The organism is Sphingomonas rhizophila (assembly GCF_014396585.1).
GTDB classification, from domain to species: Bacteria; Pseudomonadota; Alphaproteobacteria; order Sphingomonadales; family Sphingomonadaceae; genus Sphingomicrobium; species Sphingomicrobium rhizophilum.
On record NZ_CP060717.1, the window covers coordinates 985,817 to 1,001,124 of the forward strand.

Below are 15,308 nucleotides of genomic sequence, written 5' to 3' on the forward strand. Positions count from 1 at the left end.
CAGTTCGCGCTTCAACGCCGCTTGCGGGCTTTTGGCTCCTCGATCCCGCCGGAGAGGACCGCCAGTACGGTCGTCCACGCCGCCACGTTTTGCCGAAGCTGCTGGGGATCAACTTTGTCGAGCGTGTCGTCCGGCGTGTGATGAAGGTCGAAATAGCGGGTGCCGTCCTGGCTGAGGCCGATGGCGGGAAGTCCATCCTCGATCATCGGTCCGATGTCCGAGCCATCCGCGTCTTCGTAGCTGCCGGTGACGATCCCCAGCGGCGCCAGCGCGGCGCCGATGGTGCGGGCTTCCTGCTTGCGGTCTTCGCCGAGCTTGAAATTCACCCGCCAGATCCGGTCGGCGCCGAAGTCGCTTTCCATGATCGCGTAGTGCGGTTCCTTGCCATGGCGCTTGCGATAGTCGAGCCCGCCGAAAAGGCCCGGTTCCTCCGCGCCGAACCAGACGACCCGGATCGTTCGAAGTGGCTGGCCGGTGTCCATGATCCGCTTGGCCGCCGCGGCGGCGATCGCCACGCCGGTCGCATCGTCGATCGCGCCGGTGCCCATGTCCCAGCTGTCGAGGTGACCGCTGACCAGGATCGGCGCGAGGCTCGGGTCGCGGCCGGGAACTTCGGCAACGACGTTCCCCGACTGGCCGTCGGGGCGGGCGTTGCTGACCAGGGTCAGGTGCATCCGCACCGGCTTTCCACGCTTCAGGATGCGCTGAAGCTGTTCGGCGTCGGGAATGGTAAGGGCGCCCGCCGGAATGGGCCTGGCGCCGTTGGCGAAGCCCGTAGCGCCGGTATGGGGGTTACGGTGATGGTCCGTCCCGATCGAACGCACGACGATCCCGATGGCACCCTTCATCGACGCGATGGTCGGGCCCTGGCGGCGCGGGGCACCGAACTGGCCGTAGCCGGATCCGTCCTGGGTGGGGGCCATTTTGTTATCGATGAAAACGATCTTGCCACGAACGGCGGAGTCCGGCGCTGCGCGCAGTTCGTCGACGCTGTCGAAGCCGATGACCTCGCCGGTGATGCCCTCCGGTCCGGTCGAGGCGCTGTTGCCCAGTGCGCCGACGACGAGACGCTGCGGAAAGGGGGCGAGGATTTCGGCGCTTTCCGCGCCCCGGGTCCACACCGGCATCGAGAATGTTTCGACGCGGACATTCTTGAACCCCATCGCGGTCAGCTTGCGGACCGCCCAATCGCGGGCGCGGGCTTCAGCCGGTGTCGCCGCCAGCCGCTGGCCGATTTCCGTCGTCAGCCCCTCGGTGATCTCCCACGCATAATTGTCGGTGAGTGCCGCATCGCGGAGGGCGGCGACCCTCGCGTCGGTGACGATCGGCGGGGGCGGCGCCGGTGCGGTCTGGGCGGGCAGGGCGGTGGCGGTCGCGAGCAGCGCGGCGAGGGTCAGGGAGCGGATCATGGCCGCGTTGCTATCGGGCCGTTTGCCGCCTGTCACCGTCGTTCGTCGAAATTCTCAAAGCAAGCGCAACTGGTCGCCCTGCGGCGCTTCGAACAGGTCGCAGCGGAGCGCGAACTTGGCCCGGGCAAGGCCATGGCGCCTGGCCGCCATTTCGAAGCGCGTGGCGAGCAATTCCCCCCACGGACCCTGGCCGCGCATCCGAGTAAAGAAGTTGCCGTCGTTGTCCTTGCCGCCGCGCATCGAGCGGATGGTCGCCATGACCTTTGCCGCGCGGTCGGGGTAATGTTCGTCGAGCCATGCGCGAAACAGCGGCGCGACCTCAAGCGGCAGGCGGACCGGCAGGCAGAAGCCCCGCGGGCGCCGGCCGACGCCGCAGCCGCGACGATCGCCTCCAGTTCATGATCTGTGATTTGGGGAATGACCGGCGACACCGACACATAGGCCGGGACACCCGCATCGCTCAGTGCCCTGATCGCGGCCAATCGCTTCCGTGCTGCTGGCGCGCGAGGCTCCAGCGTCCGGTGGACTTTCGGGTCGAGTGAGGTCACCGAGATGGCCACCGCGGCAAGGCCCAGCTTGGCCGCCGGGGCGATGATGTCGAGGTCCCGCAACACCCGGTCCGACTTGGTCGTGATGGTGAACGGGTGCTTCGTTTCAAGCAGCAGCTCGAGGATGCTGCGGGTCACCCGCCAATGCTCCTCGATCGGCTGATAGGGATCGGTGTTGGTGCCAAGCGCGATCGGCGCGACTTCGTAGCCGGGCCGCGACAGCGTCGCGTGCAGCAGCTTGGCGGCGTCGGGCTTGACGAACAAGCGGCTCTCGAAATCAATTCCGGGCGACAGGTCGTGGTAGGCGTGTGTCGGCCGCGCGAAGCAATAGATGCAACCATGCTCACAGCCACGATAGGGATTGACCGACCGGTCGAAGCCAATATCGGGCGAACTGTTGCGGGTCAGGATCGATCGCGGCTTTTCGATCGTCACCGTGGTCCGGCGGGGGGCGATTCCGTCGAGGCTTTCCACGCTGTCGAGCCATTCGCCCTCGACGATCCGCTCCTTCAGGTTGAAGCGGGTGGGGGTCGCGTTGCGGGTGGCTCCGCGCGCTTTGGTCGACTCGACTGGCATCCCGGCAGGATGCTCGCCGAACCAGAACATTTCAAGAACATTTGCGGACTTAGCGACTGCCTGGGGCGGTCGGGAATGCCGGCCATTTGTGCTCGGCCAAGGTCTTCAAAGCGGGCTGGTCGCGCCCGTCGAGGCCCTGGTAGACAAACATGTTCCGCAGAACGGCGGGGACATAGTAACGGGTTTCCCAATAAGGAAGGCTCTCGATCCACAGCAGCGGATCGCCGCGGTCGTTGATGAAATTCCAGCGGTCCACCGGGACCGGGCCGGCGTTGTAGGCGGCGATGATCTTAAGGATCTGCCCGCGCGTGGCAGCCTTGCCGCGCATCAGCTCAATGAAGCTCTGGCCATATTCCAGGTTCACTGACGGGTCCTTGAGATCGCCGACAGCGGTGCCGCGGGCACGAGCGAAGTCGCCGGCGGTTCCGGGGCGAACCTGCATCAGGCCAACCGCACCGGCGGGGCTGACTACCCCGGCGCGAAAATCGCTTTCCTGCCTGGTGTGCGCCATGCCGAGCGCGGGATCGATTCGCCAGCCGGTCGTCGGCCGCCAACGGAGGGTCGGAAAGCGGTCCGCCGCCTGCACCGGAGCGCCGGGCTGGCCGTTGTGTGCCAACCAATACTCCGTGGCGGGAAGGTTGAGCTCCTCCGCCAATGCCAGCAGCTTGTGATGGTCACCGGGCGGACTGAGACGGGCCTGGTAACGAATGAATTCATCGGCGAGGCCGCGCTCGCCAATCGCTGAAAGCTCCCGCGCGCGCAGCAGGTTCATCGGGACGAAGCCGCCCGCCCGCGATCGCGACGCAGGTGCGATGGTGGTCGGCATGCCCAGCGTTTCGCGGGCGACCAGGCCATAGAAGCTGTCGGCCGATCGCGCCGCGGCTTTCAGCAATCCCTGCACCTCGCGCGGGCGACGGCACGCCTGCTCCGACCTTGCCGCCCAGTAGAAGGCGGCGGCGGCCAATTCACGGTCGGCAGTCAGGCGTGCCGTTTCGCGAAAGGCCGCCGCGGAGGCCGTGCAGTCATTCTGCCGCCAGGCTGCGAGGCCTGAAATCCAGGCGGCCTGGCCGCCCCACTCGCCGCCGGCCCCAACGCGCCACTGGTCGGCAACCCGGCGAGCTTCACCGTCTTGGCCCAGGACATAGTAAATCCAGGCGACGCGTTGCCCGGCCTCGGCACGCGCGTCGGGCGTCAAGAACGGCCCTTGAGCAATCAAAAGCGCCTCGGCCGCCGCGAAATCGTCGGCACGAACCAGCGGGTCGAGCTGGGCGCGAAGCGCGTCGGCCAGCGGCTCGTTGGCAACGGGGCGGGCGCGCTGTCGGCGCGGCGCGGACCCTAAGAAAACGGTCGGGCGAGGTGCGATGCCTGGTGCGCTGGAGGCGCCGCGAGCGATGGCCATGCGCTGCAGCTGCTCGGTGTGGGGAAGGTCGGGCGACTCCACCAAGAGGGCATTGATGGAGGCCAGGTCGACCTTCGGCGAATTTTTCGCAGTGTAGAGTTCCGCCTTCGCGACGGGTTTCAAAGGCCCATCGGGCAGCGCGGCGATTCCCAGCTGGGCGCCGAGCCAGTCCCCGGTCCGGATCGCCGCGAAGACGCCTTTCCAGTCCTTGGGCGCGACCCGCGGCGGCACATAGGGGTGGATCGACCCGGCCTCTTGCTCCGGGGTCGGTGCGACGACTGGGGGAACGATACTCGGTGCCGGGGTCGGGGCTGGCGTGGGGGCAGGCACCGGTTTCGCGGGCTGCGGGGCCAGCGTGTCCTGCGGCATCTGCGTGTCGATCGGCGCCAGCGGGTCTTCGGCGCTTGGAGTTTGCTGCTGCGCCCATGCCGGCATCGCGCACAACGCCGCGCCCGCCAGCCAAACACTCATCGACCTCATCAATTATCCTCGCTCATCAACAACAGAAGGTCGCGCCAGGCCAGGGCCTTGTCCGACGGCCGTTGCAGAAGCCATCGAGGGTGGAAGGTGGCGATCGTGCGCACACCTTCGACGTGATGAATACGCCCGCGCGCCTCGCCAAGCGGCAGGCCGGTCAGCGCCCGCGCCGGAGCGTCGCCGAACAGGATCAGGCGTTCGGGTTTGGCGAGGCGAACCTGCTCGCGCGCCAGCTCGCCGCATCGAGCAAGATCCTCGCGGGTAATTCGCGATCCCGGGGACAGAAAACAACTCAGCGAGGCAACATACGCAGACGCCGGGTCGATCTGAATCGCCTGCAGCATTCGTTCGGTCAAGATCCAGGCCGGGCCCGCGATCGGCCGACCAGCACCAGCTTCTTCGGGTCCGGGAAGGTCGCTCAACAGCATCAATGGCGCCTGTTCACGGCCGGCGGGAAGCACGCGCTTTGCCCCGGACGGAACAGAGGCAACGTTTCGGCGTCGGCCAGCCACTGATGAAACGCATCCAGTGTCAGGGCCTCGCTGCGCGCAGGCTCCGTCGTTTGCGGGGTGGCGGAGGTCAACTTTGTCGCCGCCGGCGCGTCTTTGGATGCCTTGAGCCAGTTTCGCGGCTCGTCGCTGACTGCAACGTCGACGCCGGCCTCCAGCCACCACGAGAGCAGGCTCTCGGCTTCGGCGTTAGTCAGCGGCGCTGCTTGCAGGGTGTCGGTCATGCTTTGCCGACCATCGTCCAAGGTTGACGGCGCGGTCAAGGAATTGGCAGGGCTGACGCAAGCCGCAACAGCGGCAGGGCCGTGACGGGAGACTGGCGTGAGCGACCGGGAATCGATGGAATATGATGTCGTGATCGTCGGCGCCGGCCCGGCCGGGCTGTCCGCCGCCATCCGCCTGAAGCAGCTCGCCGAGGAAAAAGGCCGTGAAATCGGCGTCTGCGTCCTTGAGAAGGGTAGCGAGGTCGGCGCGCACATCCTGTCCGGCGCCGTGGTCGATCCCAAAGCGATCGAAGAGCTATTTCCCGACTGGCGCGATCGCGACAGCCCGCTGACAGTGCCGGTCACGGATAACCTTCACTGGGTGCTGACCCGCAAGGGCAAATGGTCGATTCCGACGATCTTCATGCCGCCGTTCATGCATAACGAGGGCAAATATAGCGTCAGCCTGGGTAATGTGACCCGCTGGCTGGCGCAGCAGGCCGAGGCGCTGGGGGTCGAAATCTTCCCTGGCTTTGCCGCCGCCGAGGTGCTGTTCAACCCCGACGGAAGCGTCAAAGGCGTGGCGACCGGCGACATGGGCGTGGCGCGGGACGGCACGCACCGACCCGATTACCAGCCGGGCATGGAATTGCACGCCCGCTACACCTTCTTCGCGGAGGGTGCGCGGGGGCACCTGACCAAGGAACTGGTCCGCATCTTCGATCTCCGCAAGGAATCGGGGCCGCAGGTTTATGGTCTTGGCGTCAAGGAGTTGTGGGACGTTCCTGCCGAGAAACATCAACCGGGGCGTGTCATCCACACGCAAGGCTGGCCGCTCGACGACGCGTGGGGCGGGGGGTTCCTCTACCACCAGGCCAATGGGCAGGTTGCGCTCGGGTTCGTCACTGCGCTCGACTACAAGAATCCGTACATCTCGCCGTTCGAGGAGTTCCAGCGGTGGAAGACCCACCCGGCGATCCGCGCCGAGATCGAGGGCGGGAAGCGCGTCTCCTACGGCGCCCGTGCCATCAACGAGGGCGGTTGGCAGGCCATCCCGCGGCTTGCATTCCCCGGCGGCGCGCTGATCGGTTGTTCGGCCGGTTTCGTGAACGTCCCGCGTATCAAGGGCAGCCACACGGCGATGAAGTCGGGCATGCTTGCGGCCGAGGCCGCGTTCGAGGCCATCGCCGCCGATCGCCGCTTCGACACGCTGGAAAGCTACGAACCCGCCGTCCGGTCAAGCTGGATTGCCGATGAACTGAAAATCGTTCGCAACGCACAGCCGGCGGTCGCCAAATGGGGATCGACCATCGGAACCGTCTTCGCCGGATTCGACATGTGGCTCAACTGGCTGAAGCTGCGGACACCGTGGACGCTGAAGCACCACGCCGACCACACCCAGATCGGCCGCAAGGAGCATTACCATCCGATCGCCTACCCGAAGCCGGACGGGAAGCTGACCTTTGACCGCCTGTCGTCGGTGTTCCTGTCAAATACCAACCATGAGGAAGACCAGCCGATCCACCTGACGCTGAAGGACGCCGAAGTGCCGATTTCGGTCAACCTCAAGCTTTATGACGCGCCGGAGCAGCGTTATTGTCCGGCCGGCGTTTACGAGATCGTAGAGGAAGCCGGTTCACCAAGGCTTCAGATCAATGCGCAGAACTGCGTGCATTGTAAGACGTGCGACATCAAGGACCCGACCCAGAACATCAACTGGGTGGTTCCCGAAGGCGGCGGAGGACCGAATTATCCGAACATGTAGGCGCCTGGTTTCGTCGGCCATGCTCGCGGTGATCGCCGCTTGCGGTCCTGTTGCCGCGTCGGCGAAGCCGGTCCGGTTGAGCTTTACGGCCAACGATCCCAGCCTGCTGTATGTCCGGGCGCGAACTGCCGAAGCGTTGGGCGATACGGCCCGGTCGGCGCGGCTCTACGCATCGCTGTCGACGATCAATGGCAACGACTGGATGCTGGCGCGGCGGGCGGTGAGCAGCGCGATCGATGCCGGATCCTTCGATCTTGCGGTGCTGACAGCCCGGCGCATCCCGGCGGACCAACTCGCGCTCGATGGGCGCCTCCTCCTGATCGCCGACTCGCTTCGTCGAAGCCAGCTTGGCGAGGCGTTGACCTTCGTCGACGACAAGACGGCCGAAGGTGACGGCGGCTTCGTCACTCCGATCCTGCGCGCATGGTCCGAAGCCGCTGCTGGGCGCGACGGCCTGGCACCGCTCAGCACCCAGGCGGTGAGCCAAGGCTTGCTCGAGCCCTTCGCCGACGAGCAACGCGCGTTCCTGCTCCTGTCGCAACGCAAGGCGTCACAGGCGAAACCATATATTGAGCGCGCGCTGGCCAGCTCCGGCGGCCGAGAGACGCGCCTGCGCCTCGCATTTGCCGAAGGACTGCGGCGCGCAAGGGATGAAGCCGGCGCGAAGGCGCTGCTCGTCGAACTCGCCCCGGAAATTCGGTCAAAAGACGTCGCGCTCGATTCGCCTGGGATCGCCATCAGTACACCGGCCGAAGCGGTTGCCGAACTGCTTGCGGGGATCGGCGGCGCCTTGACCGACAATCCCGATCGGTCGCTTCCGATCTCGCTGTTGCGCGCCGCGCATCACGCTTCGCCGAAAAGCAGTGAGGTTGCGGTGCTGCTGGCATTGTTGCTCAACCGCGACGGGCGCAATGCCGAAGCGCTGGCGGTGCTCGACCCGATCGACGAACGCGACCCATTCATCGGCGATGTCCGGGACGCGCGACTGCGGCTGTTGCTGGCGGCGAACCGGAACGCGGATGCCGTCGCTTTCGCTCGGTCGACGATTGCTTCTCTGGGCGCGCGGGCGCGGGCTAATGATTTCGGGCGCCTCGGCGATGCCTTGCGCGATGCGAAGGACGCCGCCGGCGCCGCCGACGCCTATGGCAAGGCCGCGGCGCTCGCCGGGGCGGCAGGGCAGGACAATCGCTGGACATATCTGATGCTGCGGGCTGACCAGCTGGAAAGCATCGGCCGCTGGAGCGAAGCGAAAGCCGACCTCAGGGCCGCGATACAAATCCAGCCCGACCAGCCGTTGCTGTTGAACTTCCTCGGCTATGGCCAGCTCGAACGCGGCGAAAATCTAGAAGAAGCGGAGGCGATGATCCGCCGGGCGCTCGCGCTGCGGCCCGATGACGCGTCGATTACCGATTCGCTGGGTTGGGCGCTGTTCAAGCGCGGCCGGACCGACGAGGCCATCGAAACGCTGCGCAAGGCGGCGGCTGCCGACCCGGTGCAATCGGAGATCCACGAGCATCTGGGCGACGCGCTCTATACGAAGGGCCGCCGTCTTGAGGCGCGCTATTCCTGGCGCGCGGCCCTCATCACCGCTGAGGATCAAGACGCCAAGCGGCTGCAGGCGAAGCTGGATGGCGGCCTCTCACCGGAAACTGCCGCTCGCTGATGCGCTACGCCGAGCCGGCGCCGGCCAAGATCAACCTCGCGCTCCATGTCCGCGGAAAGCTGCCCGACGGGCGCCATTCGCTCGAAACGCTGTTCGCGTTTTGCGTGGACGGCGACAAGCTCGAGGCCGAGGCTGGCGATGGTCTGGCGCTGACCATCGGCGGGCCGTTCGCCGAGGGATTGGACGCGGGTGAGGAAAATCTCGTGATCTTGGCGGCGCGCGCGCTCGCCAGTTCTGCCGGGATCGAGCCACAAGCCACGCTGCATCTTACCAAGCGTCTGCCGGTCGCCTCGGGGATCGGCGGCGGGTCGGCAGATGCGGCCGCCGCGCTTCGATTGTTGACTCGCTTGTGGCGGATCGACCCTATGCATGCGACCGCGGTCGCCCCAGGCCTGGGAGCGGACGTTCCCGCCTGCCTGTTGAGCATGACGGCGCGCGCCGACGGGGCAGGCGATGCGCCGCGACTGTCGGCCGAGGCTGGAGTGTCGTGCGTTCCGATCCTGTTGGCCAACCCTCGTATCCCCTTGTCGACCGGGGAGGTCTTCGCACGGTGGGATGGGGAAGATCGCGGGCCGCTGGGCGAATGGCGGGAAGGCCGGAACGACCTCGAGGCGCCAGCGCGAGCGCTGGTCCCGGCGATTGGCGATGTTCTGGATTGGCTCGGGCAGCAGGCTGGCGCGAGTTTCGTCAGAATGTCTGGCAGCGGTGCGACCTGTTTCGCACTGTTTGACGATGAAGCAGCGAGAGACGAGGCCGCAGGGGCGTGTCCTCCGCGCTGGTGGCATTTGGCCAGCGTCTTGCGCTAAGGGGCGGCGATGCCGCGCCCGATCCTCACCGCCGACCGGATGCGCGCCGCCGAGCAGGCGGCAATCGAGGGTGGTACAAGTGTCGAGACGCTGATGGATCGCGCCGGGACCGCGCTGGCGGAAGCCGTTCACCGCCTTGCCGGAACTGGCGACACCTTGATCCTGTGCGGGCCGGGCAACAATGGCGGGGACGGCTATGTCGCCGGGCGCAAGCTTGTCGAGCGAGGGCATCGAGTACGCGTCGCGGCGCTGGCACCGCCTGCCAGTGCAGCCTGCGTCGCCGCCGCTAGTCGATGGGACGGCGAAACGGTAACGTTCGAGCAGGCCTCGCCGTCACCGATCCTTGTCGATTGCCTGTTCGGAACCGGTCTCACGCATGGCCTGGAAGCAACTGTGAGCGAACGGCTCTCAGATCTTGCCAAGTCCGCAAGCTCAGCGATTGCTTGCGACCTGCCAAGCGGTGTCGGCAGCGATGACGGTCGATGCCTGTCCCCGGTTCCTGCGTTCGATATGACGGTGACGTTTGGTGCGCTGAAACCCGCTCACCGCCTTATGCCGGCATTGCCGTCGATGGGGCGCGTCGTCCTTGCCGATATCGGAATCGACGCTTCGTCGACTTGGTTCGAAATCGGCCGACCCGAGGTGCCCGCGCTTGCTGCAGCGGCGCACAAGTACAGCCGCGGCTATGTGGCGGTTCTCGCGGGCGAGATGTCGGGTGCAGCTTCCCTCGCCGCTTCCGCCGCCGCACGGTCGGGTGCTGGCTACGTTCGGGTGATCGGCGACGGTCTGTTTCAAGGGCTACCGGCCTCGGTTGTCGTTGGCGGCAAGCTGGGCTTGCTTGCGGACGACGGACGCATTGGCAGCGTCCTGATCGGACCGGGTGTTGGGCGCGGAGCAGGGGCCAAGGCGCTCCTGCAGGCGGCGCTCGATTGCGGAAAGCCCCTCGTTCTCGATGCCGACGCGCTGAACGAACTCGGCGCTAATCCAACCGGCATGAGCGACGCGATCCTCACACCGCACGCCGGGGAGTTCGCGCGCTTGTTTCCGGGGCTTGATGGCACGAAGCCCGAAATGACGTTGCAAGCGGCGCGGAATTCTGGCGCGATTGTCGTGTCCAAGGGCCCCGACACGCTGGTGGCTTCTCCCGACGGCCGGCTGGGTTTTGCGCCGCCGGCGCCGTCGTGGCTGGCCAGCGCCGGGACCGGCGACGTGCTGGCAGGAATCATCAGTGCGTTGCGCGCCCGCGGAATGGACGCCTTCGACGCCGCCTGCGCGGGCGTGTGGATCCATGGTCGCGCCGCCGAACTCGCCGGACCGTTGATGATCGCCGACGATTTGATCAGCGAGCTTCCGGCCGTCCTGGCATGACCGACCCGATCGTCCGAATTGCGGCGCGTGGCGACGGCGTCAGCGCTTCAGGCAAGCATGTCGCCTTCGCGGTGCCTGGCGATGAGTTGCGCGACGACGGGTCGCTGATCGAGGGGCCGGGCCATCAGGTGCCGCCATGCCGTCACTTCCCGGAATGCGGCGGATGCCAGCTCCAGCACCTGACCGACGAGGCCTTTGCGGATTATTGCACTAGTCGGGTGAGCGGCGCGCTATCGCAGCACGGCTTGGTAACGGAGTTGCGAGCGCCGCACCTGTCGCCACCGCGCACACGCCGCCGGGCTACGCTGAGGGCGCTCCGGGCCGGTAGGGACGTCATTATCGGGTTCAATGCTGCGGGCTCGAATCAGATCGTCGACGTGCGCGAGTGCCACATCTTGACCCCGTCGCTCTTCGCGCTCGTCGAGCCGCTCCGCAAGCTGCTGGCCACCATGCTGTCGCCGCGGCGGTTTGCGGAGGTTCACCTCACGCATGCCGACCAAGGTCCCGACCTGTTGCTGAAGGGCGTGGCGCCGGATGGGCTGGAAGCTGCCGAGGCGATCATCGAGTTCGCGGAGCGGCATGCGCTGGCCCGCCTGTCCATCGACGAAGGCTATGGGCCGGAAGCCCGGTTCGAGCCTGTACCGGCAACGGTGACACTTGGTGGCACTCCGGTTACCCTGCCGCCGGGCTCGTTCCTGCAGGCGACGGCCGATGGTGAGGCGGCGCTGGTCGAAGCGGTTCGCGAGGGCGTCGCTGGCGCGGGACGAACGCTCGACCTGTTCGCGGGTCTCGGAACGTTCGCGCTTTCGCTTGATGGGGCGGTGACGGCTGCGGAAGCGAGCCGTGACGCGATCCTTTCGCTGATGGCGGCGGCGAGGCGGTCGGGCAGACCCGTCGAAGCGGCTCATCGCGATCTGTACCGCCGCCCTTACGATGCTGTCGAACTGGGCGCGTTCGAGGCGGTGGTGCTCGATCCACCCCGTGCCGGCGCGGCGGAGCAGGTGAAGGAGCTTGCGGCCAGTGGTGTCCCTCGAATTGCCTACGTCAGCTGTAACCCGGCAACCTTCGCCCGGGATGCGGAGAGCCTGGTTTCAGGTGGCTACCGCCTGTTATGGGCGCGTCCGGTCGGGCAGTTCCGCTGGTCGACCCATGTTGAGGTGGCGGCCGCCTTCGCACGCTAGCCGTGGTGCCAGAGGAATAGTGCAGCGTGGATCGCCAGCGACAGCAGGCACAGGCTCGACAGGATGAACAGGACGAAGCGCAGAGGGATCAGGTTGATTGTGGCCTGGACCAGGCTGTGGACGATTCGCAGCCCGACATAGCCCCACGCCAGCCAGACATTGATCCACGCGTCGAAGCCCATGAAAATCAGCGCCGCGATCGTCGCGTAGAAGATCGTCGGCTGCTCCATCAGGTGACCGTAGTTATGGGCTTTCCATTGCACCTGTTCAGGCAGCACGCTGTCGAGCGTCCCGGGCTTCAGACCCTTGCGGCCTTTCACCTGGACACCGGCGCGACGCATCGCCGGCAAACGCGTCACGTACATCCAGATCATCATCGCCAGCGACCACAGGATCAGGGTCACCATCGGAGCGAGCAAGGGGCTGGGCGCGGTCATTTCAGAGCGCCGCGTGCACGACGAAGTAGAGAGCCTGCATCGTCAGTCCGAACAGGCACAGGGACGACAGCAGGAACAGGCTGAAGCGATATTTGACGACGTTGGTCGTGGCCTGGATCAGCGAATGGCCGATGCGCAGGATGGTGTAGCCCCACGCCAGGTAGATGCTCATCGGCATGCCGCTGCCGCCCATCAGGATCAACGCGAAGACGATCGCGTAGAAGATTGTCGGTTGCTCGGTGAGGTGCATGTAGTTGTGGGCCTTCCACTGCACCGACGCAGGGATGACGCCCTCAAGATCCTGGCCGCGGCCGCCGACACCCGGCCTGATCCCTGCTTCCTTCATCGCCGGGAAGCGGGATGCCGCCATCCAGATCATCATCACCAGCGTCCAGGCGACCAGCACCACGACCGGCCCCAGAAGCGGATCGATTTCCATAAAAAAGCCCCCTCACGTTCGCGTCACGTGAGGGGCAGGATGCCTGATTTGGGGAAGGTTGCAACCTTAGTCGAACATCTTCCCGAAGGCGCGCTTGGCGCGGTTGCGCCAGTGGCCGCGATGGAAGGCGTCGCTGGCGATCAGCGGCAGCACCGAGGTCGCCTCGGCATAGACCATCTGTTCCAGCGCGGTGCTGACCTTGCCCCAGCTCGCCGCTTCCTGGAGCGTCGAGGAGGAGCAGGCGCCGTCGCGAACGTCGGCGACGGTGATCTGCACCGCATATTTATGCACTTCGACATCGTCATGGCCGAGGATCTCGGCGCAGACGACGGTGTCCTGGGTGAAGTTCTTGGGAACGCCGCCGCCGATCATCAACAGGCCGGTGGTACCCGCCTTGATCTTGATGTCGGTCAGTTCGCGGAAGTCCGCGATCGAATCCATCGTCATGTAATGGCCGCCGCGCTTCATCGCATCGACCTGATGCTTGACAAGGCCGAAGCCGGCCGAGCTGTCGGTGAACGCCGGGCAGAAGATCGGCACCTCGTGTTCGTAAGCGGTCTGGACCAGGCTGTTCGTCTTCTTGGCGTTGCCGGCCGCCAGCCACTTGCCCATTTCCTTGATGAAGGCGCGGCTGGAATAGGGGCGCGGTTCCAGGCTGTCGGCAATCTCGCCGATCGTGTGGTCGCAATCCTGCAGCGCCACTTCGTCGATGTAGGTGTCGTAGATGCGGTCGATGTACAGCGAGCGCAGCGTGTCGTCGTCGGGAATCTCGTTCGCCTGATAGTGCTTGTGGCCAAGCGCCTCGAAGAAATCCATGTCGACGATGGTCGCGCCGGTGGCGACAATGGCGTCGACCATGTTGTTCTTCACGAGCTCGGTATAGAGGTCCATGCAGCCGCCCGCCGAGGTCGACCCGGCGATGACCAGGATCACCGAACAATCGGGATCGTTCAGCATCTGGTTATAGAGGCCGGCGGCGCGCGAGGTGTCGCGGCTGGTGAAGCTCATCTTGCCCATCGCGTCGATGATCGGTCGTGCGTCGAACGAGGTGATGTCGATGTGTTCGACTTCGGTCGCCAGCAGTTCCGCCTTGCGGGTGTCGTTGATCTGGCTTTCGTCCTGGACCTTGTTGAGCGTGTCGATGGTCATTCAAATTCTCCAAGGCTTGCGCCCCGCCTGGCGGCGCGAAGTTATGGCATGACGAGGCCCCTGCCGAAGCAGGAGCCCAATTCAATAGGATTGCGATGCGTTACAGCGTGACGACGTTCGACGCCGCTTCGCGTTCCGGCTGGGCGTAGAGAGAGGCCATCGGTTCGTCCTCGACGATCACGCGATCCTCGACCCCGAACCCGTTGAAGCCGGTGCGCATGGCGCAGCCATAGGCGCCGAGCATCCCGACCTCGATATAATCGCCGGCCTGGACGTCGCCCGGCAGCATGAAGGGCCCGGCCATATGGTCAAGATCGTCGCAAGTCGGGCCATAGAAGCTGAACGCCATGACGCGCGTGTCGCTGTCGGTGTCGCGGATCAGCTTGACCGGATAGCGCCAGCCGATGTGCGCGGCATCGAACAGCGCGCCATAGGCGCCATCGTTGATGTACAGCTCGTTCCCGCGGCGCTTTTCGACGCGGACCAGCACGCTGGCATATTCGGCGCATAGCGCACGGCCCGGCTCGCACCACAGTTCAGCCGAATAGCTGATCGGCAGCGCTTCGAACGCGTTGTGGATCACCTCGAAATAGGTTTCGAGCGGGGAGGCTCCATGCCCGGATAGGACGACGGGAAGCCGCCACCGACATCGACGATGTCGACGGTGACCGCCGCCGAGACGATCGCGTCGCGAACCCGGGCCATCGCCTCGCTGTAGGCCGCCGGGCTCATTGCCTGGCTGCCGACATGGAAACAGATGCCAAGCGCATCGGATGCCTGCCGCGCGGCCTGGAGCAGGGCCTTCACTTCGCCCGGTTCGGCACCAAACTTGGCGGCGAGGCTCAGCTTGGAATGGTCCGAGGAGACGCGAAGACGGACGAGGAGGTTAAGGTCCTCGGCGCCCTTCGTGGCGCGAACGATCTTGTCGAGTTCCTCGATCGTGTCGAGGCTGAAGGTGCGGACGCCATGCGTGAAATAGGCTTCGGCGATGGCCTCCTCGGCCTTCACCGGGTGCATGAAGCACAGTGTCGCGTCCGGCAGCGTGCCGGCGACCAAGCGCACCTCACCAAGCGACGCCACGTCATAGTGGGTCACGCCGGCCGACCACAGGATCTGCAGTAGGTCGGGGGAAGGATTGGCCTTGACCGCATAGAGCGACTTGCCCGGAAACCTCTCCGTAAAGAAGCGGGCAGCACGCTTGGCGGCATGCGGACGAAGGAGCGTGACCGGCTGGACCGGTCGCAGGGCGGTCGCTAGCCCCAGCGCGCTATGGTGCTTGTACAATTCAAGGGACCTCCAACGGGTAGTAGGACAAGAGCTGCCTTGCGGTTGGAAGTCCCATGGGGCAGCGGGAGCGCGATATATGGTCGGTAAACCCC

Annotated in this window: 12 protein-coding genes and 2 pseudogenes; 5 read left to right on the forward strand and 9 right to left on the reverse strand. The window is 65.8% G+C overall.

All coding sequences use genetic code 11. The annotated features are described in order from the left end of the window. Positions 1-11: 11 nt before the first annotated feature. The 5 genes and pseudogenes from H9L12_RS04805 to H9L12_RS04825 all read right to left on the reverse strand — a co-directional run bounded on the left by H9L12_RS04805 (position 12) and on the right by H9L12_RS04825 (position 5,142). The gene (locus tag H9L12_RS04805) at positions 12-1,409 is read right to left on the reverse strand and encodes a M28 family peptidase (RefSeq protein ID WP_187542843.1); all 1,398 of its coding nucleotides are present in this window, start codon (positions 1,407-1,409) and stop codon (positions 12-14) included. A 54-nt stretch (positions 1,410-1,463) separates the two neighbouring features. Then, positions 1,464-2,533: pseudogene (locus tag H9L12_RS04810) on the reverse strand (PA0069 family radical SAM protein). A 49-nt stretch (positions 2,534-2,582) separates the two neighbouring features. Next, the gene (locus tag H9L12_RS04815; RefSeq protein ID WP_187542844.1) at positions 2,583-4,403 is read right to left on the reverse strand and encodes a lytic transglycosylase domain-containing protein; all 1,821 of its coding nucleotides are present in this window, start codon (positions 4,401-4,403) and stop codon (positions 2,583-2,585) included. 8 nt (positions 4,404-4,411) lie between these two features. After that, complete coding sequence (locus tag H9L12_RS04820; RefSeq protein WP_187542845.1) at positions 4,412-4,837, reverse strand: uracil-DNA glycosylase family protein; 426 nt, start codon at positions 4,835-4,837, stop codon at positions 4,412-4,414. Continuing rightward, complete coding sequence (locus H9L12_RS04825; protein ID WP_187542846.1) at positions 4,837-5,142, reverse strand: hypothetical protein; 306 nt, start codon at positions 5,140-5,142, stop codon at positions 4,837-4,839. Before H9L12_RS04825 ends, H9L12_RS04820 begins: the two co-directional genes overlap by 1 nt. Positions 5,143-5,239: 97 nt before the next feature. Here H9L12_RS04825 and H9L12_RS04830 point away from each other — a divergent pair, with 97 nt between their 5' ends. From H9L12_RS04830 to H9L12_RS04850, 5 genes are all read left to right on the forward strand, one after another. After that, the gene (locus H9L12_RS04830) at positions 5,240-6,886 is read left to right on the forward strand and encodes an electron transfer flavoprotein-ubiquinone oxidoreductase (protein ID WP_187542847.1); all 1,647 of its coding nucleotides are present in this window, start codon (positions 5,240-5,242) and stop codon (positions 6,884-6,886) included. Positions 6,887-6,962: 76 nt separating this feature from the next. Continuing rightward, positions 6,963-8,549 (forward strand): tetratricopeptide repeat protein, encoded by a 1,587-nt coding sequence (locus H9L12_RS04835; protein ID WP_187542848.1) that lies wholly within the window; start codon positions 6,963-6,965, stop codon positions 8,547-8,549. Then, complete coding sequence (locus H9L12_RS04840) at positions 8,546-9,355, forward strand: 4-(cytidine 5'-diphospho)-2-C-methyl-D-erythritol kinase (RefSeq protein WP_425506815.1); 810 nt, start codon at positions 8,546-8,548, stop codon at positions 9,353-9,355. Before H9L12_RS04835 ends, H9L12_RS04840 begins: the two co-directional genes overlap by 4 nt. 9 nt (positions 9,356-9,364) lie before the next feature. Beyond that, positions 9,365-10,723, forward strand: a complete 1,359-nt coding sequence (locus tag H9L12_RS04845; RefSeq protein ID WP_187542850.1) for an NAD(P)H-hydrate dehydratase — start codon at positions 9,365-9,367, stop codon at positions 10,721-10,723. Then, positions 10,720-11,904, forward strand: coding sequence for a class I SAM-dependent RNA methyltransferase (locus tag H9L12_RS04850; RefSeq protein ID WP_187542851.1), 1,185 nt, complete (start codon positions 10,720-10,722; stop codon positions 11,902-11,904). The genes H9L12_RS04845 and H9L12_RS04850 overlap by 4 nt, the downstream gene beginning before the upstream one ends. Here H9L12_RS04850 and H9L12_RS04855 read toward each other — a convergent pair. The 4 genes and pseudogenes from H9L12_RS04855 to H9L12_RS04870 form a co-directional block, all read right to left on the reverse strand. Then, on the reverse strand, positions 11,901-12,341 hold the full coding sequence (locus H9L12_RS04855) for an MAPEG family protein (protein ID WP_187542852.1): 441 nt from the start codon (positions 12,339-12,341) through the stop codon (positions 11,901-11,903). The two genes, H9L12_RS04850 and H9L12_RS04855, sit on opposite strands and share 4 nt — an antisense overlap. 1 nt (position 12,342) lies before the next feature. Next, on the reverse strand, positions 12,343-12,780 hold the full coding sequence (locus tag H9L12_RS04860; RefSeq protein ID WP_187542853.1) for an MAPEG family protein: 438 nt from the start codon (positions 12,778-12,780) through the stop codon (positions 12,343-12,345). Positions 12,781-12,846: 66 nt separating this feature from the next. Then, entirely contained in the window at positions 12,847-13,929 is a 1,083-nt protein-coding gene (locus H9L12_RS04865) for a 1,9-bis(guanidino)-5-aza-nonane synthase (protein WP_187542854.1), read from the reverse strand. Between the two features lie 100 nt (positions 13,930-14,029). After that, positions 14,030-15,213, reverse strand: a pseudogene (locus tag H9L12_RS04870) (type III PLP-dependent enzyme). Positions 15,214-15,308 lie beyond the last annotated feature (95 nt).

Coding starts and splice junctions, on each gene's coding strand:
- H9L12_RS04805 (WP_187542843.1), bottom strand. CDS start 1,409: ATGATCCGCTCCCTGACCCTCGCCGCGCTGCTCGCGACCGCCACCGCC.
- H9L12_RS04860 (WP_187542853.1), bottom strand. CDS start 12,780: ATGGAAATCGATCCGCTTCTGGGGCCGGTCGTGGTGCTGGTCGCCTGG.
- H9L12_RS04845 (WP_187542850.1), top strand. CDS start 9,365: ATGCCGCGCCCGATCCTCACCGCCGACCGGATGCGCGCCGCCGAGCAG.
- H9L12_RS04865 (WP_187542854.1), bottom strand. CDS start 13,929: ATGACCATCGACACGCTCAACAAGGTCCAGGACGAAAGCCAGATCAAC.
- H9L12_RS04820 (WP_187542845.1), bottom strand. CDS start 4,837: ATGCTGTTGAGCGACCTTCCCGGACCCGAAGAAGCTGGTGCTGGTCGG.
- H9L12_RS04855 (WP_187542852.1), bottom strand. CDS start 12,341: ATGACCGCGCCCAGCCCCTTGCTCGCTCCGATGGTGACCCTGATCCTG.
- H9L12_RS04825 (WP_187542846.1), bottom strand. CDS start 5,142: ATGACCGACACCCTGCAAGCAGCGCCGCTGACTAACGCCGAAGCCGAG.
- H9L12_RS04850 (WP_187542851.1), top strand. CDS start 10,720: ATGACCGACCCGATCGTCCGAATTGCGGCGCGTGGCGACGGCGTCAGC.
- H9L12_RS04815 (WP_187542844.1), bottom strand. CDS start 4,403: ATGAGTGTTTGGCTGGCGGGCGCGGCGTTGTGCGCGATGCCGGCATGG.